This is a genomic window from Mucilaginibacter xinganensis (assembly GCF_002257585.1).
Lineage (GTDB): Bacteria > Bacteroidota > Bacteroidia > Sphingobacteriales > Sphingobacteriaceae > Mucilaginibacter > Mucilaginibacter xinganensis.
In genome coordinates this window covers 2,903,268-2,921,727 of sequence record NZ_CP022743.1, presented here as the reverse complement: position 1 = coordinate 2,921,727, position 18,460 = coordinate 2,903,268, and the positions used below count along the sequence as shown (strand labels likewise).

Annotated in this window: 16 protein-coding genes and 1 riboswitch; of the genes, 6 read left to right on the top strand and 10 right to left on the bottom strand. The window is 41.1% G+C overall.

The window, feature by feature from the left end; translation table 11 throughout:
• Positions 1-107 precede the first annotated feature (107 nt).
• Positions 108-305: a cold-shock protein gene (locus MuYL_RS12845; RefSeq protein WP_091142652.1), complete on the bottom strand. Its 198-nt coding sequence runs from the start codon at positions 303-305 to the stop codon at positions 108-110.
• Positions 306-444: 139 nt separating this feature from the next.
• On the bottom strand, positions 445-1,080 hold the full coding sequence (locus tag MuYL_RS12840; RefSeq protein WP_094570961.1) for a peroxiredoxin: 636 nt from the start codon (positions 1,078-1,080) through the stop codon (positions 445-447).
• Positions 1,081-1,308: 228 nt separating this feature from the next.
• On the opposite strand from MuYL_RS12840, the gene MuYL_RS12835 reads away from it, so the two are divergent.
• Complete coding sequence (locus MuYL_RS12835; protein WP_094570960.1) at positions 1,309-3,093, top strand: glycoside hydrolase family 15 protein; 1,785 nt, start codon at positions 1,309-1,311, stop codon at positions 3,091-3,093.
• Between the two features lie 50 nt (positions 3,094-3,143).
• Here MuYL_RS12835 and MuYL_RS12830 read toward each other — a convergent pair whose 3' ends face one another.
• The 7 genes from MuYL_RS12830 to MuYL_RS23240 all read right to left on the bottom strand — a co-directional run bounded on the left by MuYL_RS12830 (position 3,144) and on the right by MuYL_RS23240 (position 11,001).
• Positions 3,144-5,336: a bifunctional alpha,alpha-trehalose-phosphate synthase (UDP-forming)/trehalose-phosphatase gene (locus MuYL_RS12830; protein WP_094570959.1), complete on the bottom strand. Its 2,193-nt coding sequence runs from the start codon at positions 5,334-5,336 to the stop codon at positions 3,144-3,146.
• Positions 5,337-5,617: 281 nt separating this feature from the next.
• Positions 5,618-6,094 carry a YajG family lipoprotein gene (locus MuYL_RS12825; protein WP_094570958.1) on the bottom strand — a complete coding sequence of 159 codons (477 nt, stop codon included), beginning with the start codon at positions 6,092-6,094 and terminating at the stop codon, positions 5,618-5,620.
• A 342-nt stretch (positions 6,095-6,436) separates the two neighbouring features.
• A complete protein-coding gene (locus MuYL_RS12820; RefSeq protein WP_094570957.1) occupies positions 6,437-7,246 on the bottom strand; it encodes an SDR family oxidoreductase in 810 nt (269 codons plus the stop codon).
• Positions 7,247-7,310: 64 nt separating this feature from the next.
• Positions 7,311-8,057, bottom strand: a complete 747-nt coding sequence (locus MuYL_RS12815) for a menaquinone biosynthetic enzyme MqnA/MqnD family protein (protein ID WP_094570956.1) — start codon at positions 8,055-8,057, stop codon at positions 7,311-7,313.
• A gap of 7 nt (positions 8,058-8,064) precedes the next feature.
• Positions 8,065-8,682: a histidine phosphatase family protein gene (locus tag MuYL_RS12810; protein WP_094572931.1), complete on the bottom strand. Its 618-nt coding sequence runs from the start codon at positions 8,680-8,682 to the stop codon at positions 8,065-8,067.
• 71 nt (positions 8,683-8,753) lie between these two features.
• A complete protein-coding gene (gene mqnE / locus MuYL_RS12805) occupies positions 8,754-9,947 on the bottom strand; it encodes an aminofutalosine synthase MqnE (RefSeq protein ID WP_094570955.1) in 1,194 nt (397 codons plus the stop codon).
• Positions 9,948-10,305: 358 nt separating this feature from the next.
• The gene (locus MuYL_RS23240; RefSeq protein WP_157740834.1) at positions 10,306-11,001 is read right to left on the bottom strand and encodes a hypothetical protein; all 696 of its coding nucleotides are present in this window, start codon (positions 10,999-11,001) and stop codon (positions 10,306-10,308) included.
• A 314-nt stretch (positions 11,002-11,315) separates the two neighbouring features.
• Here MuYL_RS23240 and MuYL_RS12795 point away from each other — a divergent pair, with 314 nt between their 5' ends.
• On the top strand, positions 11,316-12,752 hold the full coding sequence (locus tag MuYL_RS12795) for a S41 family peptidase (protein ID WP_157740832.1): 1,437 nt from the start codon (positions 11,316-11,318) through the stop codon (positions 12,750-12,752).
• A gap of 2 nt (positions 12,753-12,754) precedes the next feature.
• Here the strand turns inward: MuYL_RS12795 and MuYL_RS12790 are convergent, their stop codons facing one another.
• The gene (locus MuYL_RS12790) at positions 12,755-12,988 is read right to left on the bottom strand and encodes a hypothetical protein (RefSeq protein ID WP_094570952.1); all 234 of its coding nucleotides are present in this window, start codon (positions 12,986-12,988) and stop codon (positions 12,755-12,757) included.
• Positions 12,989-13,064: 76 nt separating this feature from the next.
• On the opposite strand from MuYL_RS12790, the gene MuYL_RS12785 reads away from it, so the two are divergent.
• From MuYL_RS12785 to MuYL_RS12770, 4 genes are all read left to right on the top strand, one after another.
• Entirely contained in the window at positions 13,065-14,180 is a 1,116-nt protein-coding gene (locus MuYL_RS12785; protein WP_094570951.1) for a trans-sulfuration enzyme family protein, read from the top strand.
• Between the two features lie 210 nt (positions 14,181-14,390).
• Positions 14,391-14,500: riboswitch (SAM riboswitch) on the top strand.
• Positions 14,501-14,740: 240 nt separating this feature from the next.
• On the top strand, positions 14,741-16,048 hold the full coding sequence (locus MuYL_RS12780) for an O-acetylhomoserine aminocarboxypropyltransferase/cysteine synthase family protein (RefSeq protein ID WP_094570950.1): 1,308 nt from the start codon (positions 14,741-14,743) through the stop codon (positions 16,046-16,048).
• Between the two features lie 94 nt (positions 16,049-16,142).
• Entirely contained in the window at positions 16,143-17,198 is a 1,056-nt protein-coding gene (locus tag MuYL_RS12775) for a homoserine O-acetyltransferase family protein (RefSeq protein WP_094570949.1), read from the top strand.
• Positions 17,198-18,433 carry a homoserine dehydrogenase gene (locus MuYL_RS12770; protein ID WP_094570948.1) on the top strand — a complete coding sequence of 412 codons (1,236 nt, stop codon included), beginning with the start codon at positions 17,198-17,200 and terminating at the stop codon, positions 18,431-18,433. The genes MuYL_RS12775 and MuYL_RS12770 overlap by 1 nt, the downstream gene beginning before the upstream one ends.
• The last annotated feature ends 27 nt before the right edge of the window (positions 18,434-18,460 follow it).

The window sequence follows — 18,460 nt, the reverse complement described above, 5'->3', positions numbered from 1 at the left end:
CAACAGTTGGTTTAGCTAAAGTAACAGAAATATTAACAATTTCTTAAAAATTTAAGCACAAAAAAAACCCCTGTGGAGCAGAGGCTTTTGGTACATCAGTTTGATAATTATGCTTTCTTTACATTTACTGCCTGTAATCCTTTTCGTCCTTCTTCCACCTCGTATGTAACACTATCATTATCTTTAATGGCGTTTACGCCGCCCTGTACATCTTTAAAGTGAACAAAAAGATCTTTACCGTCATCAGTAACAATAAAACCATAACCTTTTTGTGTGTTAAACCATTTTACTTTTCCAGTTTTCATAAATAATATAATTGTGTATTAAAAAATTGTGTTAAAGACTTAAAAACCAGACCCAAACTTAATAAAATGGTATTTATTAATAGAAGGGTATAGAAAAACCGTCCCTTCAAATATATAAATTATTAATAACCAAATAAAATTATTTATTAGGTTGCGGAGTCAGCCTTAAATAAGGTTTAACCTGTGTAAAACCTTTCGGAAATTTGGCAGGAATGTCTTCTGTTTTAATTGCAGGCACTACAACAACGTCTTCACCGTCTTTCCAGTCGGCAGGCGTTGCCACACTGTATTTTGCTGTTAATTGTAATGAATCTATTACCCTCAAAATTTCCTGGAAGTTTCTGCCCGTTGATGCCGGGTAGGTAATAATCAGTTTTATGGTTTTATCCGGTGCAATAATAAATAACGACCGTACGGTTGCCGTTAAAGAAGCATTGGGGTGGATCATATCGTAAGCTAGTGAAATTTCGCGGCTCTCATCCCCTATTATCGGGAAATTAACCTCAACACCCTGCGTTTCATTGATATCATTTATCCAGCCTGTATGTGATTCAACCGAATCAACGCTTAATGCAACTACCTTAACATTACGTTTATCAAACTCGCCTTTTAACGAAGCTGTTTTGCCCAGTTCAGTGGTACATACCGGCGTATAATCTGCTGGATGCGAAAAAAGAACGCCCCAGCTATCGCCCAGGTATTCGTAAAAATCAATGTCTCCTTTTGAAGTTTTTGCCTTGAAGTTTGGAGCTAAATCTCCCAATCGTAAACTCATAATATGCTATTTTATCTGTTTTAAAATAATGTACTAAGATAAGCTGATTGTTCAATTAATCAATAGCGTTTTTAAAATAATCTACTATTAACATAGGGATTATAGTTTTTTTAGATCATCCGCTACGCCTGCTGCTCAAGTTAAACTATTTTGGATGAGATGATATGGTTGTATGCCTTATCACAAATCCTGCTAAACTTATTTTACATACGATTGTTAGGGTTAAACATGGAGAGACACACCTATAACACCGGAATAATTGGTAACTGCGCTTACCTTGCACACGTTAATAAAAATACAAATATCGATTGGCTTTGCTGGCCCCGTTTTGACAGCACTTTCATTTTTGGAGGGCTGCTTGATAAAAAGCGCGGGGGAACTTTTTCTATTTTACCCACCGAGGAATATACATCGCACCAATATTACCTTGAGAATACCAATGTGCTTATTACTGAAATTACGACGGTAAAGGGCGCTAGTTACCGGATCACGGATTTCGCACCACGGTTTTATGAGCATCAGCGTTACTATAAACCATTAATGCTTATCCGTAAAATTGAAGCACTTGAGGGTACCTCGCAGATAGTTGTAAAATGCGAGCCTGTTTCTGATTATGGCAAAGTAAAGCTTGATGTTAACCGGGGCAGCAACCATATCCAGTTTTTAGGTGGCGATGAAAACATCCGGCTTACTACAAATATCCCTATAAGTTATGTGTTTGACGAGCAGCCTTTTGTTATTAATGAAAGTAAATACCTGGTGCTAACATACGGTGAACCGCTCGAGGCCCCGCTGATTAGCACAGCCGAACGCTTTTTGCGCGAGACTACCCAATATTGGCGCACCTGGATCAAACATTCATCAATAGCCACTTATTTTCAACCCTTCGTCATCCGATCCGCACTGGCTTTAAAAATTCACCAATATGAAGACACCGGGGCAATTATTGCAGCAAGCACCACCAGCTTACCCGAATCTCCCGGCAGCGGGCGTAATTGGGACTACCGGTATTGCTGGCTTCGCGACACATATTACGTGCTTACCTCGCTTAACCACATAGGGCATTTCGAGGAAATGGAAAAGTATTTTAGCTATGTTACAGATATATCATTTAATGAAGATGAACGCTATCAGCCATTGTACGGCATTACCGGCAGAAAAGACCTTGTTGAAGAAATAATGACCGGTCTTGACGGATATATGGGTAACCAGCCCGTAAGAGTAGGTAACCAGGCGTCAGAACATATTCAAAACGATATTTATGGACAGGTAATGATCTCGCTGCTCCCGCTTTATACCGATCACCGTTTTGTATTTTCTGAGCGTAAAGACTCCGTTAGGTGGATAGAGTTTTTATTAAGCAAGATAGAACGCACTATTGACGAAAAGGACGCCGGGATCTGGGAATTCAGGAATATGGCCAACATCCATTGCTACAGTAATCTTTTTCAATGGGCCGGCGCTTCTGCTGCCGAAAAAATGGCGCGAACAATAGATAACCAGGATCTTGTGGACAGAGCCCTTAAAGTTAAAGCGCGCGCCGCCGAGCATATTGAAAGCTGTTATGACCCGGTGAGGAAAGTTTATACCAACTCCGCCGGCAGCTCAAACCTTGACGCAAGTACATTGCAGCTGATCATGATGAACTATCTTGACCCTGCCTCAGATCGTGCTAAAGACCACCTAATTGCATTGGAGAAAGAGCTAAAAGCCTCTAACGGTTTATTTTACAGGTATTTATATAAAGATGATTTTGGCAAACCAAAAACTACCTTCCTGATTTGTGCATTTTGGTATGTGGAGGCACTTGCCAGCGTAGGAAGGATTGAAGATGCGATGCGTGAATTTGAAAGTCTGCTTAAATATTCAAATCACCTGTTGCTGTTTAGTGAAGATGTTGATGAAACAGACGGCAGCCAATGGGGAAATTTCCCCCAGGCTTACAGCCATGTGGGCTTAATGAATGCCGCTTATCGCATTGCTATGAAATTAGACAGGCCGATATTCCTGTAACTACCGGCAAATAAAAAGACCAAAGCTGTCTAGCTTTGGTCTTTTTATTTTTATTGAACCGGAATTTGCTCGGTTAAACTTAACAGGAAATTTCTCACTTCTGTTGGGTTACGAAGGTAAAACTTGGCTGCAGATACATTACTACCCACTTTTATAGTAACGGCCGACTCCGGTAAGGCTTTAAAAATGTCTTCATCTGTATAATCATCGCCAAAGGCAATCACAAAATCATAATCAAATTTCTCAACCAGCATCAAGGCCGCTCTCCCCTTATTTATTTCTATGTTTTTCACTTCCAGTACCTTATCACCAGGCAACAACTGGAGGCCTTTGTCGCTTGCTAAATATTTCAAATTATTTATCAGTTCATTGGCGCGGAGCTCCCCTAATCCCCCCTGGGTATTGCGGTAATGCCACACCAGCGAATAGGTCTTCTCCTCAATAAATGACCCCGGGGTACGGTCAACGTAAGTTTCCAATATTGGATAAATATCATGCTTCCAGCTGTCAGATAACCCTGAAATTTTATGCCATGAAGTATTTTGCTGCTTAAACCATGAACCATGCTCAGCAATCAGGTAAACATCTTTATCACCAAACCATTCACCCAGGTTTTCGTGCTTGCGGCCGCTTATTATTACCAGCATATTAGCCGGGTCTTCACTCAATTTCTCAATAATGCTATAAAGCTGCTTGTCTGGTGAGGCCTGGTTAATGTTCGGTTTAAAATCAACCAGCGTGCCATCATAATCCAAAAATATGATTCGCTTTTTTGTTTTATGGTAGCGGTTTATTATTGACTGCTCTGTTGATAAGCTTACATGCCGCGTTTGCATAGAACGCTGCATTTGCTTCACCTCCTTTAACCTGTCCATAAATATTTTCACCCAGTGCGTGATATTAAATTTTGCAACCAGCTGCCTCATTTGCTTCATCCGCCTTTTCTGTTCGCTTAACGGCATATTGATAGCCGTTATAATTGCATTGCAGACCTCCCGCGTGTCGTTTGGATTTACAATCAGTGCGTCAATCAACTCTTTAGATGCGCCTGCCATTTCGCTTAGTATCAGCACACCATCGTTGTTGATACGGCTGGCAACATATTCTTTGCTCACCAGGTTCATGCCATCGCGCATGGGGCTAACCAAACATACATCAGCGGCATAGTATAATGCAGACAGTGTTTCTACCGGGAACGAACGGTAGTAATAATGAATCGGTGTCCATTCCATGTTTCGGTACATGGCATTGATATTTCCTACGCGTTTATCAATTTCGTCACGCAGGTGTGCATACTGCGGCACTGTGTCGCGGGACGGCACTACGATCATGTGCATAGTTACTTTTTCGCAATATTCAGGATACAGTTGCAGCAACAGTTCAAAAGCCTGTAAACGCTGCAGAATCCCCTTACTGTAATCAAGCCTGTCGACAGACAGGATCAGTTTGGTATTTTTAAATGTTTCTTTTATTAAAGCAACCTGTTCAATAACTTCTTTTTCAAGGGGTAGTGATGAATATTTTTTCTCATCAATACCCATTGGGAAGGATTCTACAACTACCGATCTGTCACCGGTTGTGATAACATTTGCAGACGAAGATACAGGCAGGATCCGGGTTGACGCATCTAAAAAGTGCCTCACATCATCAAAAGTGTGAAAGCCAATTAAATCGGCACCCAGCATTCCCTGCAATAATTCCTTTCGCCAGGGAATAAGCCTGAACATTTCATGCGACGGGAATGGGATGTGCAGAAAAAAACCGATAGAAACATCGGGCATTTCGTTCCTGATCAGCTGTGCTAAAAGCAATAGCTGGTAATCATGGATCCATATCACATCGCCTGGTTCGGCAATGGCTAAAACAGCATCTTTAAATTTATGGTTTACGGCATTATAGTAATCCCAGTTCGACTGGCGATAAACCGCGTAAGTTGATGTGTAGTAATGAAATATGGGCCACAGCACCTCGTTACTAAAACCTTCATAATATTGATTGATTTCTTCCTGTTCTAAAAATATAGGCACCAGGCTAAGATCGGCCAGTTGCCCGGTTATTGCCTGACGGTCACCATCGTCAGTTATTTCAACTCCGGGCCATCCTATCCATTTATTATCCCCTTTTTTATAAATCGAACCCAAGCCTGTGGCCAGCCCACCTTCGCTTGGAGACAGGGTATATTCCTCCCCTGTTTTTGAAATTTTAACCGGTAACCTGTTTGAAACTATTATTGTTTTTGACATAGAACATAAACCTAATTCGCAGTATCAAATAACTGAAGTAAATTGTTGCCAATTACAAACTCCGGTTACATGCTGCTTTAATAAGGTTTATAGCCTCAAGTTGTTTTAAAAAAATGCTTTTTTTGTGCTATTTAGGCGGTTTTTGACTGAAATGAGATATTGGGATCAATGAAATAACCTGCTAAAAGGTTGAAGCCTTAGTTAATCGGATCAGGGGTTTAAGAACACAAAAAAGCCACCTGCAAATGGCAGGCGGCTTTATAATAATAGTTAATTTGGAATTACTTTACCTGTTTAAAAAACTCAACGTTTCCTGAGTTTGCAACCCTAACCAATATTTCGTGGTTGGCACTTTTTAAATCAACAAAATATGATGTTGCTTCGATATCGTTGTTTAAGGCTTCGTTAGCCTGGTAAACAATAACTTCGCTTGCAGTATAACCTTTATAGTTATCAGCAATCATTTTTTGTGATTTTGCAGGGATAGCTTTATAAACAGTAGTTTGTGTGGTACCTAAAAAATCACCTGATAAATTGTAGAAAGCAGTTTTCTTAACGCCATCGATAAAGAAATCAGCTTTTTGGCAATTTTTAGTTACAGTCCATACTGTGTTGGTTGCATTTGCAAAATCCGCAGTAAATGCCTGTTGTACAGAATAAGAAACTGTAGCACCTTCAATTTTTTTACCGCCATCAGCAGCAAATACACTAACGCTGAACAAAGCAGCAGTTGCGATAGTTAAAAATATTTTTTTCATGATATGTTAAATTTTAAATCCGCAACAAAAATAACTTAAAATTGCTAATTATATAACTATAATTGAATTTTTATGAATATTTAATAATTAATGTCCTTTTAACACTATTAATTTAAATTATCGTAAACTACTTAGTGTATTTTTTACAATATGTCAATCAAAAAAGCAATAAAAAAAGCCCTTCCTAAAGAGGTAACGGCTTTTTTACACAAAATTAACGTGAAATTTATGGTTTTGAGGAAGTTGTAGCGGTCATAGTTGTCGCAAACGGTATAATAGCTAAAAAGAACTGCCTGCTAACTTCTGCAGCCCTTTCAACTTTTACAACAAAAAAGCTAATCCTTAGCCATTATCGGCAAAACCCGGGTACAGGGTCATACCGCCATCCATAAAAATAGTTGTGCCGGTAATATAATCGGCATCGTCTGATACAAGCCAGGCAGCCAGCTTGCCGATGTCTTCCGGTTTACCTATGCGGTTGTAGGGTATTAGTGTCAATAGTTTATCCAACGCTTCAGGTGTATCCCATGCCGCTTTGTTAATAGGTGTTTGAATAGCACCCGGCCCTATCCCAACCACCCGTATTTTATGCGGGGCAAGTTCCTGCGCTATGCTTTTCATAAACATACTGATTCCGCCTTTACTGGCGGCATAATTTACATGTCCCGCCCAGGGGATAACTTCATGTACACTGCTCATGCAAATAATTTTACCGGCAGCCCTGCTCCTGTCTTCAACCACACCCCTGCGGATGAATTCCCGGGCCGCCTCGCGCGAGCATAAAAACTGCCCGGTAAGGTTTATGCTGATTACCGTATTCCACTGGTCGAGCGTCATATCCACAAACTTTGAATCCTTTTGCAGACCGGCGTTATTCACTAATATATCAATGGTACCATATTGCTTAAACATTTCGGCAAACATGGCCTGTACCTCCTCTTCATGGCTCACATCGGCCTGGTAAGCAAATGCCATGCCTCCAGCGGCTTTAATTTCATTTACGGTTTCTTCGGCGGCATCGTGGTTGTGGGCGAAGTTAATAACCACACTTGCGCCTGCATGTGCCAGCGCCAATGCCACACCTTTGCCAATGCCGCTATCGGCACCGGTAACTAATGCCGCTTGTCCTTTTAATGATGGAGATGAATTCATAGCTGTAAATTAAGAATTTTAATATAAAGCTAATGTGAATTTGGAGATAATGTTTGACTAAGAACTACAAAGCCTTTATATAGTCATGAAATAAATGCAAGGCTTTCTTCTTATCTTCAGTAAGGTCAAAATCAAGCTTATGCATCAAATAATCTTCCAGGTCAAAGTCTGCTCTTTGCGGTAGTGTTTTTAATAGTTCGGCGCGGCTGTCAAGGCCCAGTTTCAGCGCTTTATTGAACTCCTGCATAAAATTGGCGGGAACAGGTTTGTTAGCAACCCAGGCAGCAAACACAAATGGTAACCCTGTGAATTTTTGCCACTCTTCGGCCAGGTCATATACATAGGTGTGTTTTTCCTTCTTGCCAAAAGTACGGTCGCCTATTTGCACAAATGCTGTGTTGGGATCGGTTGAGGTAGTATAGTCAGGCGCTTCTGTAACCATCTGGTAGTCTGCCTTCCAGTAATTCTTCAATAACACCCGTGCTAAATTGTTTGATGAGCGCGACTGCGGGTCGAGCTGCAATGTCTTAATATCCTTTATTTCGCAATTACTAAAAATGAATACAGAATTTACAGCACCTGTTGCTCCAATGCAATAATCAGATACAATCTCCCATTTAGGCAGGCTCAAAATAGCCGCAACGGGAATCAGGCCAATATCTACCTGGTTATCAATCAACTTTTGGGCACAGTCTGATGGCATGTCAAGGCTAAGATCAATTTTGTTGATGATTTCGCTGTGTTCAATGCCGTATAAAAATGGTTTGGTATTGGTATAACTAACTGCGGATATTCTTATTTTAGTATTCAAGGTTGTTCTAGCTATTTTTTAAATGTTCGGCGTTATTAAAATCAACGATCTCGTATTTATCGCCATCATAATAAACTTTATATAAAACCAGGTTTTGGTGTGGAAAGCTGTCCATTTCGGTCAGCGGCTTTCCGGTTAACAGGCACAATAACAACCGCATGGCGCGGCCGTGCATGCAAATAAGTACCGTTTCTTCTTCCGGATGGCTCATAATAACCTTCAGGGCGTCCAGTTGTCTTGCTTTTACTTCGTTGGGGCTCTCGCCGCCTTCAAATTTTTCATCCAGTTTCCCATCCAGCCAATCGCGCATGATCTGTAAAAATTCGGCTTTGTTCTCGGGTGTTGCAGCCTGCCCTTCGTGAATTCCCCAGCCAAGCTCATCCAACCCGGCCAGCTTTTCGTAAGGTATGCCCAGGTCTATAAACGGCTGGACACTTTGCTGTGTGCGCTTAAGTTCAGAAATATAGATCTTGTCGAAAGGGACGTTGTTGTAAGCATCGTAGAACAATACAGCCTGGCGGCGGCCTTCATCGTTCAGGTCGGTATTCATGCCCCTGCCCTGTATAATACCCCGCTTGTTCAGATCTGTTTGTCCGTGACGGACGATATATAATGTTTTATTCATTTCGCTTTTCAAGTAATTGGCCATTAGTTTTTGGATGATCGTTTACATTTTATCCCCAAAATGACCAATGACTAATTAATAACCGGCAGCCTGTAAAACTGAGGTTTTGCTTCCTGCGGGAATTCAAAATTTGTGTAGTCGGTAACCACGTTGTATAAGGTATCACGTTCAATAGGTTCCCTGCCCACATTTTTTATCAATTCAACCAGTTGTTTTGTGCTCATACCCGGATGTTGCTCTTCCGCACCGGCCATTGAATAAATTTTAGTGGTGTCATCAAGCGTGCCGTCAATGTCATCCACACCAAAATTTAATGATAACTGTGCCGTGGTGCGGCTGATCATGGCCCAGTATGCCTTGATGTGGTCAAAGTTGTCCAGGTAGATCCTTGCTATAGCGTAATTGCGCAGATCCTCAACCACGGTAGATTCCGGTACGTGCGACATCTGGTTATCCTGGTTACGGAATTTTAGCGGTATAAACGTCTGGAACCCCCCCGTTCTGTCCTGCAGTTCACGCAGGCGTTCCATGTGGTCAACCCGGTGCCAATATTTTTCAATATGTCCGTAAAGCATGGTAGCGTTTGAACGGGCACCCAGCTTATGCCATTCTTCGTGGATAGCCAGCCATTGGTCGCCTGTACATTTATCTTTGGCAATTTGTTCCCTTATTTCAGGATGAAAGATCTCGGCGCCGCCACCTGGAATTGATTCAAGCCCGGCATCCAGCATTAGTTTCATGCCGGTTGCGTAGTCTATCTTAGCTTTTTTAAAGATGTAATGGTATTCGACCGGCGTTAAGGCCTTTACATGTAATTCGGGCCGATGCGCCTTTATTTTACTGAACAGTTCGCTGTAAAAAGCAACATCGTATTGGGGCAGCACGCCGCCAACAATATGCACCTCTGTAACCGGCTCATGGTCGTATTTTTTTACGATGTCCATCATTTCGTCCATCGTGTACTCCCACCCTTCTGATTTTTGTTTCAGTAACCGCGAGTACGAACAAAATTTGCAATCGTAAACACACAGATTGGTTGGCTCGATATGAAAGTTGCGGTTAAAATAGGTTTTGTTGCCATGCCGCTTTTCGCGGATGTAGTTGGCTAAAACCCCAAGGTAACCCAGTTCACCCTCTTCATAAAGCAACACACCCTCATCAAAGGTAATGCGCTCCCCGTTAAGTACCTTTTCAGCTATTTGTTTTAACCCGGCAGGTAAATGCGGATTCTGTAATAATATAAGCAGATTGCTTTCAGCTTCCATTCAAAAAACTTTTTGCAAAAATAGCAAATGTTAGTGTAATCATGGTGCAACATTTAATCACGGCAATGTTTCTTTTTACTTAGCAGAACAGTGGCCACTGTTTCATACAAGCTACCCCTTTCAGTAATGACCAAACAGATTCAAAAAAATGGCCGCAAGCGTTCCACTTTGCAGGCGGAACACTTGGAACAAAGTGAAACACGCTGATTATCAGGGATTTTTGTTTTTTAAAAGCAAAACATCAATATAAGTTACTGATTGTCAGACATCATTGAATTTCCGTGTGAATATATTGCCTTAAATTAGCAAACTAAGGGCATGGCAGTTGGCATATAAAATCAACAGATTGCGAAAAAAATCATCTGAACAGCATATCATAGAGGGTGCCTGGTTTTATCTTAATTGCCGCATCTTTAGCAGAAAGAACTAACAGATAAAGTTTGTTGTTCCTCTTAAATAACATAATTTCCAAAGGTATTTCGCTTGTTTTTTCACTATGAGATTCGCCATATATATCCATAGGTTTTTGAGGATCAAGTTTTAAAGAAAAATTTACACATTTAGAATAATAATAGACCATGGTGTCATTTTTTCTAATCACCTTAGTACTGTCACCAAACAAATCAAGATACACGTTTTTCGATTTAAGTGGCTTAGTCTCTTTATACAAAAATTCCATTTTTGTTCTGTTGTCAACAACATAAGGAGAATATGTCCATGAATGCGCATTTGAAAAATTCTCTTTAACCGCCTTTTTTAACGAATAATTAAAGACAGCATCCATTTTGTAAAGTTGCAGGTAATAGCTATTAGAAACATAAAAAAAAGAAATCGGATTTCTGTATTTCCATGTCCAGGTTTCTATAAAAACAATACTGTCGTTTGGTTTATTACAACAGCCGTCATGTAGCTTTAGTAATTGTAAATATTCGGAAGGTATTTCATTGGATGATGCACTTGAGTCTTCAATCTCGCCTTGATCGGAACAAGAATACAACTGACAAATTAATGATATCGATAAAAGAAATAGAAAAAGCCGTATATACGTTTTCATTATTTGATATTTAAATTTTAAAATCGAAATGGACCGGCGTTTGAACCATGATCCATCGGGATAGTTTTGCTGAAGATGCACGATACTTATTTAAAAATTTATCGCCGTGATCTCCATTCACAAAAAGTAAATATGACGAAATAATTGTAGCGGCGAAATATTTTACCTATCTCTATTGCGTTTCCATTAAACGTTTCCCACATTTAAAATTTAAAAATCACTTAAATTATTTATTTAAAAAAAGTATGAGCAGCCTTTTATTTCCCAATAAGCTTTTTTTTATAAAAAACCTGTTAATTACCTGCTGTTCAATTATGGCGTGCACAAACGCGGCCGCCCAAATAAAAAATCCCGGATTTGAATTAAAGAGTGATTCGTTAAATTCACTACCTGCAAACTGGATAATTAAACACCCTGATGGATTTGCAACTTCAATTGATGAAAATATAAAATTTGCAGGTGCAAGCTCATTTAGTATAAAAAGTATACAAAATGTTAATCCTGCTGAATACAGCATCTTTTCACAAACATTTGATATAAATATTGATCAGCTAAAGATCATCACATTTTCCGCCTATGTTAAAACTGAAAATATTAAGGGAACGGCAACTTTGTATTGCCAGGTAAAAGACGAGGATAACCGTGTTATAGGTACGCAAAATATTGATTCAAAAAGCGTAACCTCAACTAATAATGAATGGAATAAATACAGCATATCAATAGCTGTAAATAGTAATGCTAAAAAAATATTGGTTGGTGGTTATTTAATTGGTGAAGGTGCAGTTTGGTATGATGAATTCAGTATGGAGAATCTACAACTTCAAACCACACCGGCATCAAACGATGTTAAGCGATATATAAAAGAGTTTGCAGGCATTGTTAAAAAATACTCGATCTATACCAAAAAACTAAATTGGGCAGGTATTGATACTGACATTGACAAGCTCTCCGGCGGGATAAAAACCGTCGATGACGCTCAACTCTTAACCGCATATCTCATCAGCCAACTGCGGCTTGCGGGCGATAACCATTCTTTTGTTCAGTCAAAAGCAAGCGCGGTTAATTACGCAAAACAAAATGTAGATACAAGGCAGCCGTATGCAAAATTATTGCCCGGTAATATTGGTTACATATGGATGCCAGGCTTTGCGTCAACCAGCGATACTGCATCTGTCGCTTTCGCCGGAAAGATCCAGAAAATGATCAGTCACCTTGATACTGAGAATTACATTTCGGGTTGGATTGTTGATCTGCGACATGATAATGGAGGCAATATGCACCCCATGATTGCAGGACTTGGCCCAATAATTGGCCATGGCATATTAGGTTATTTTATTTCACCTGAAACCAATAAAAGTACACCATGGATGTATAAAGATGGAAAAGTAACCAATGGCGCTGCAACCACAGCAAACGTTTCAGATGCATACACTATTAAAAATTCCGGTGCTAAAGTAGCTGTTTTAACGGGGCCGGAAACAGCAAGCAGCGGAGAAATGACTGCCATTTGTTTTATCGGCAAGACCAATGCAAAGCTGTTTGGACAACCAACCGCCGGATATACAACCGCTAACCGGGGATTTAAATTGTCGACAGGTGCTTATCTTTATTTGGCAAGCAGTTATGCGGCAGATAGAAATAAAAAGGAGTATTTGGGTAAAATAGAGCCCGATGTGATTATAAAAGAAACCAAAGAAAATGGTGACGATGCAACCATAAGGGCGGCTAAAGAATGGATTGAAAGCAAATAGTGTCAGGAACCCGGTTCTTCGGTCGCGCCCGATGCTTCCTTCCGGTTGTTTAACCATGCGCTCACGTAAATATTAGCATAATATAAGCCAAAAACCAGCATGGCTCCTACTAGGGCGCCATCAAAATAAGGCTTCAGCGAAAGATAGGCTGATGAGAAAAAGTATTTACTTACAAAGTTTATTACTGATATAACAAGCAGTACTACAGATGCCAGGGGGATGCGTCCTATTTTCATTTTTAACTATTGTTTAATCAAATTTATGATTTTATACCTAAATGTAAAACATTAAGTTTGTCAAAATTTATTCCTAATGAAGATCGAAACTATCGCCATCCACGCCGGTAACCATGTTGACGAATCGTCTAAAGCAGTAATTCAGCCCATTGTTTTATCTACCACCTTTGAGCGGGCGGCTGACGGCACTTACCCCGGCGGGCATATCTACAGCCGGTCGAGCAATCCCAATCGTACGCTGCTGGAAAATGTGCTGGCCAAATTGGAAGGTGGTGCCGATGCTGCTTCATTTTCATCCGGCAATGCTGCTGGTATGGCGGTTTTTCAATCCTTAACACCGGGAACCCATATTATAGCGCCCGACGATATGTATCATGGTTTGCGCAATCAGCTCAAAACGCTTTTTGCGGGGATCCTGACCTTTGATTTTATAGATGTAAATAACCCTGAAACATTACAAAGCCACATCAGGCCCGAAACAGGTTTAATCTGGATTGAAACGCCATCAAATCCCTTGCTGAAAATAACTGATATAAGAAAAGTGGTTGCCATAGCAAAGGCAAAAGGCATAAAAGTTGCCTGCGACAATACCTTTGCAACCCCCATCTGCCAGCAGCCACTGGCATTGGGTGCTGACCTGGTAATGCACTCCGCCACCAAATATTTTGGCGGGCACAGCGACCTGATGGGCGGCGCACTGGTAACCAAAGAAAACAGCGACTGGTGGTCAAAGATCCGCCAGGTGCAGGGAATGGGCGGCGCTATCCCTTCGCCGATGGATTGTTACATGCTCACCCGCAGCATAAAAACATTGCCTTACCGCATGCGCGGGCATGTACATAATGCACAATTGCTGGCTGAATTTTTAGAAAAACATCCTAAAGTGGAAGCGGTAATGTATCCGGGTTTACCTTCCCATCCGCAACATGCAATAGCAAAAGAACAGATGTCTGCCTTTGGCGGCATGCTTTCATTCACCTTAAAGGGCGGCGAAGCTGAAGCCCGCAGCGTAATAAACGGGTTGAAGATCTTTACCCGTGCAACCAGCCTGGGCGGTGTTGAAAGTTTAATAGAACACCGCGCCACCGTTGAAGGCCCTGATACTAAGACGCCTTTTAATTTATTAAGGGTATCTGTTGGATTAGAGCACATTGATGATTTAATTGCTGATCTGGAACAGGCGCTGGCTTAGTTAATTAGCGTTTGGTGATTAGAGATCAGATAAGAAAAAGAGGCGGGTATTTGCCCTGGTTTTCTATCCAAAACCTTTCGCCTTTTACCTTTTGCGCTTCACCTCTCACTCCAAAAGAAAATTAAATTTGGAAAACTCATTTTTATCGTCTTATATTTGCAATAATATTTGGTAGTAATACCATTGATCATTACCTCCGCAAAGGGTTTTGATTTATAAAGAAGCGGCGAGAGATCAGGCTCAATTACCCGCTGGCAACCCTTCAAAATTGAAGAAGGTGCCAATTCCTGCCCCGGTAAATACCCCGGGAAATATAAATTAACAACCATGAAAAGTTTGATTTACACCATTTTCCAAAACATCTTTAAGGCTCCCGAAACTACAGCTATACTATATATTTATAGTCCGTCAAAAGGCTATATGTGTATGTGTTGCTGCTGCTAAGCCCTAACACGTTTTATTTTTCTTATCCCTGAAAATGGACGTGACTCACAAGGCGATTTGTATCCCGTTGTGAACCAACAATCAACAAATTTCATAAAAATTTAAATCTTAAAAACATGTCATCTGCCAATTTAAAATTTGAAACTTTGCAACTGCACGCAGGCCAGGAAGTTGATCCTACAACAGGTTCACGCGCTGTGCCGCTTTATCAAACTACTTCTTACGTATTTAAAAATGCGGAACACGGTGCCAACCTGTTTGCTTTGAAAGAGTTTGGCAACATCTACACCCGCCTAATGAACCCTACTACCGATGTTTTTGAAAAGCGGATAGCGGCGCTTGAAGGTGGTGTTGCAGCTTTGGCAACCGCATCTGGCCAGGCCGCCCAATTTATTGCGCTGAATAATATCCTGCAGGCAGGTGATAATTTTGTAACCTCACCATTTCTTTACGGCGGCACTTACAACCAGTTTAAGGTTGCTTTTAAACGCCTGGGTATTGATGCGCGCTTTGCAAAAGATGATACCGCTGAAAGTTTTGAGCCTTTAATTGACAGCAAAACGAAAGCCATTTACCTGGAGAGCATTGGCAACCCGGGATTTAATATTGCTGATTTTGACAAAGTATCGGCCTTAGCGCAAAAACACGACCTGCCTTTAATAGTTGACAATACTTTTGGTGCGGGCGGCTACCTGTTTCGCCCTTTGGAACACGGCGCCCATGTAGTGGTTGAATCAACCACAAAATGGATTGGCGGGCATGGCACCAGCATTGGCGGTGTTATTGTTGATGGCGGTAACTATAACTGGGGCAACGGCAAGTACCCGCAGTTTACTGAACCGTCCGAAGGCTATCATGGGTTGATTTTTGCCGATGTGTTTGGCATTGGCGGTCCTTTTGGCAATATCCAGTTTATTATCCGTGCCAGAGTTGAAGGCTTGCGCGACTTTGGCCCTTCGCAATCACCATTTAACTCATGGCTGAATATCCAGGGATTGGAAACACTTTCATTACGTGTTCAGCGCCATGTGGATAACACGCTGGAACTGGCGAAATGGCTGGAGGCCCACCCACAGGTTGAAAAAGTCAACTACCCGGGCCTTCCCTCATCTCCGCACCATGCCCTTGCAAAAAAATATTTAAAGAACGGATTCGGTGCCGTATTAACTTTTGATGTTAAAGGCAGTAAAGAAAAGGCAAGCCAACTGATTGACAGTTTGCAACTGGTAAGCCACCTTGCAAACGTGGGCGACGCTAAAACACTGATCATTCAGCCTTCAGCAACCACGCATCAGCAGTTGTCTGACGAGGAGCAGCTATCAGCCGGCGTTTTACCAAATTCTTTACGTGTAGCTGTAGGATTGGAACATATTGATGATATAAAAGCAGATTTTGAACAAGCCTTCGCAAAAATAAAGGCTTAGTAATTAGTATAGTTTTTTTTAAAGTGATATAGTACGTTATTAAGGGATTAGCTGCGCTAAACAGTGCGGCTAGCCCATAATAACAAAAGCAAAAATGAGCGTAGAAATATTTAAATACAATAAGCCCTTTGAACTCGAATCGGGCAAACAGCTAAACGAACTTGAAATAGGTTTTAACACCTATGGAACGCTTAATAAAAACGCGGATAATGTGGTTTGGGTATGCCATGCCCTTACTGCAAATTCCGACGTTTTTGACTGGTGGAAAGGCTTATTTGGTGCCGGCAGCTACTTTAATCCCGATGAATATTTTGTGGTATGCGCAAATATCCTGGGTTCACCTTATGGTACAGTTAATCCTTTAAGTATAAACCCTGTAACAGGCCAGCCTTATTACCTTTCATTTCCCGAATTTACCGTTCGCGATATTGTTAAAGCACACAGCCTGCTTGCGGAATACCTGGGAATTAAAGACATTAACATCCTGATAGGTGGATCGTTAGGCGGCCAGCAAGCTGTTGAGTGGGCAATTAGTGAGCCCGCTAAAATTAAAAACCTCATCATTATTGCGTCAAATGCTAAACATTCGCCATGGGGCATTGCATTTAACGAGTCGCAGCGTTTGGCCATCAGCGCCGACCGCACTTTTTATTCAAACACGCCGGATGGCGGAAGCAAAGGATTGAAGGCCGCAAGGAGTATTGCCCTGCTGTCTTACCGTAATTATAAAACTTATGGCATAACGCAGCAGGAAGATGACGATCATATCACCGGCAACCACAAGGCCGCATCATACCAGAATTACCAGGGCGAAAAACTGGTTAACCGCTATAACGCCTACAGTTACTGGTATCTTTCAAAATGTATGGATTCGCACAACGTTGGCCGCAACCGGCATGGCGTTGAAAAAGCATTGAGCCTTATCAAAGCCCGCACCCTGGTTATCGGTATAAAATCAGATGTTTTGTTCCCGATTGAGGAGCAGCAATACCTGTTCAGGCATATTCCCAAATCGGCCTTAGCCGAACTAGATTCATTTTACGGACACGATGGATTTTTAATAGAAACAGAAGCATTAACAAATATTATTACATCGTTTTTTAAAACAGATGTAAAAGGAAAAATTATTGAATTACAACGCACAGCGTAATGAGTAAAAAATTAAACATAGGGCTATTTGGCTTTGGCGTGGTTGGCCAGGGATTGTACGATATTATAAAAACCAAGCATTTGAACCTGGAGATTGTAAAGATCGCCATAAAAGACGCGCATAAACAGCGCTCGCTTCCATCACAGTTATTTACAACAGACAAAGATGAGCTGCTGAACAACCCGGAGATCAACACCATTGTTGAGCTCATAAACGATACAGAAGCTGCATTCGAAATTGTTTCAAGAGCTTTAAGTTCCGGTAAAAATGTAGTGTCGGCCAGTAAAAAAATGATCGCGCTTCATTTGGAAGAACTGATTGAACTGCAGCATAAACATGGAACATCGCTGCTTTATGAAGGGTCTGTTTGCGGGAGTATCCCGATCATCCGCAACCTGGAGGAATACTACGATAACGAACTGCTCCATTCTGTAAGCGGAATTTTTAACGGTTCGTCAAATTACATCTTATCAAAGGGCTTTAATGAGGGATTGGATTACGATTCAGCTTTAAAGCAGGCACAAGACCTCGGCTTTGCTGAAACAGACCCAACCAGCGATGTAGGTGGGTTTGATGCCAAGTATAAGCTGGTTATTGCCGCAGCTCATGCTTATGGCGTAATTGTAAAACCGGATGATGTATTTAACCTGGGCATTCAAAACCTTTCAGCCCACGATCTGCAATACGCACGGGAGAAAAATCTGAAGATAAAGCTGGTTCCGGTAGCAAAAGAACTGGACGATAAACACGTTGCTTTATTTGTGCTGCCTAAATTTGTTAACGATAAAGAGTTTTTATACAACGTTGAATACGAATACAATGGTGTAATTGTACAGGCTGCATTTGCCGATCAGCAATTCTTTTTTGGAAAAGGCGCAGGCGGGCATCCTACCGGCTCTGCGGTACTGTCTGACATTGCCGCTTTGAGGTATGATTACCAGTACGAATATAAAAAAGCAAAAGAGCGTAAAGGGTTAAACTTCACCAATAATATTGAACTGAATGTGTACCTGAGATATGAGGACGAAGCACTTGTTGAGGCATTGGATTTCATCCACATACATGAACGCTATTACTCCGGAAGCTATAAGTTTGTAATTGGCAAAGTAAATCTGCAAAGCCTGGTAAATAACCAGCAGCTTATTGCAGATAACAAAGCATTTGTTGCATTTGCCGACCAGCTTGCCGGTGTAAACTTAGCTGCTGAGGTTAAGGAAACCGCTGAAGCGTTATAAGATTTTTTTGTAGATTTTTATAGTTTT

What these genes read in the sequence shown, in the direction of transcription:
- MuYL_RS12825 (WP_094570958.1), bottom strand. Translation starts at nt 6,094, where the DNA reads ATGAAAAAAATATTTTTAACTATCGCAACTGCTGCTTTGTTCAGCGTT.
- MuYL_RS12785 (WP_094570951.1), top strand. Translation starts at nt 13,065, where the DNA reads ATGAAGATCGAAACTATCGCCATCCACGCCGGTAACCATGTTGACGAA.
- MuYL_RS12775 (WP_094570949.1), top strand. Translation starts at nt 16,143, where the DNA reads ATGAGCGTAGAAATATTTAAATACAATAAGCCCTTTGAACTCGAATCG.
- MuYL_RS12780 (WP_094570950.1), top strand. Translation starts at nt 14,741, where the DNA reads ATGTCATCTGCCAATTTAAAATTTGAAACTTTGCAACTGCACGCAGGC.
- MuYL_RS12790 (WP_094570952.1), bottom strand. Translation starts at nt 12,988, where the DNA reads ATGAAAATAGGACGCATCCCCCTGGCATCTGTAGTACTGCTTGTTATA.
- MuYL_RS12820 (WP_094570957.1), bottom strand. Translation starts at nt 7,246, where the DNA reads ATGAATTCATCTCCATCATTAAAAGGACAAGCGGCATTAGTTACCGGT.
- MuYL_RS12845 (WP_091142652.1), bottom strand. Translation starts at nt 305, where the DNA reads ATGAAAACTGGAAAAGTAAAATGGTTTAACACACAAAAAGGTTATGGT.
- mqnE (WP_094570955.1), bottom strand. Translation starts at nt 9,947, where the DNA reads ATGGAAGCTGAAAGCAATCTGCTTATATTATTACAGAATCCGCATTTA.
- MuYL_RS12810 (WP_094572931.1), bottom strand. Translation starts at nt 8,682, where the DNA reads ATGAATAAAACATTATATATCGTCCGTCACGGACAAACAGATCTGAAC.
- MuYL_RS23240 (WP_157740834.1), bottom strand. Translation starts at nt 11,001, where the DNA reads ATGAAAACGTATATACGGCTTTTTCTATTTCTTTTATCGATATCATTA.
- MuYL_RS12835 (WP_094570960.1), top strand. Translation starts at nt 1,309, where the DNA reads ATGGAGAGACACACCTATAACACCGGAATAATTGGTAACTGCGCTTAC.
- MuYL_RS12830 (WP_094570959.1), bottom strand. Translation starts at nt 5,336, where the DNA reads ATGTCAAAAACAATAATAGTTTCAAACAGGTTACCGGTTAAAATTTCA.
- MuYL_RS12770 (WP_094570948.1), top strand. Translation starts at nt 17,198, where the DNA reads ATGAGTAAAAAATTAAACATAGGGCTATTTGGCTTTGGCGTGGTTGGC.
- MuYL_RS12840 (WP_094570961.1), bottom strand. Translation starts at nt 1,080, where the DNA reads ATGAGTTTACGATTGGGAGATTTAGCTCCAAACTTCAAGGCAAAAACT.
- MuYL_RS12795 (WP_157740832.1), top strand. Translation starts at nt 11,316, where the DNA reads ATGGCGTGCACAAACGCGGCCGCCCAAATAAAAAATCCCGGATTTGAA.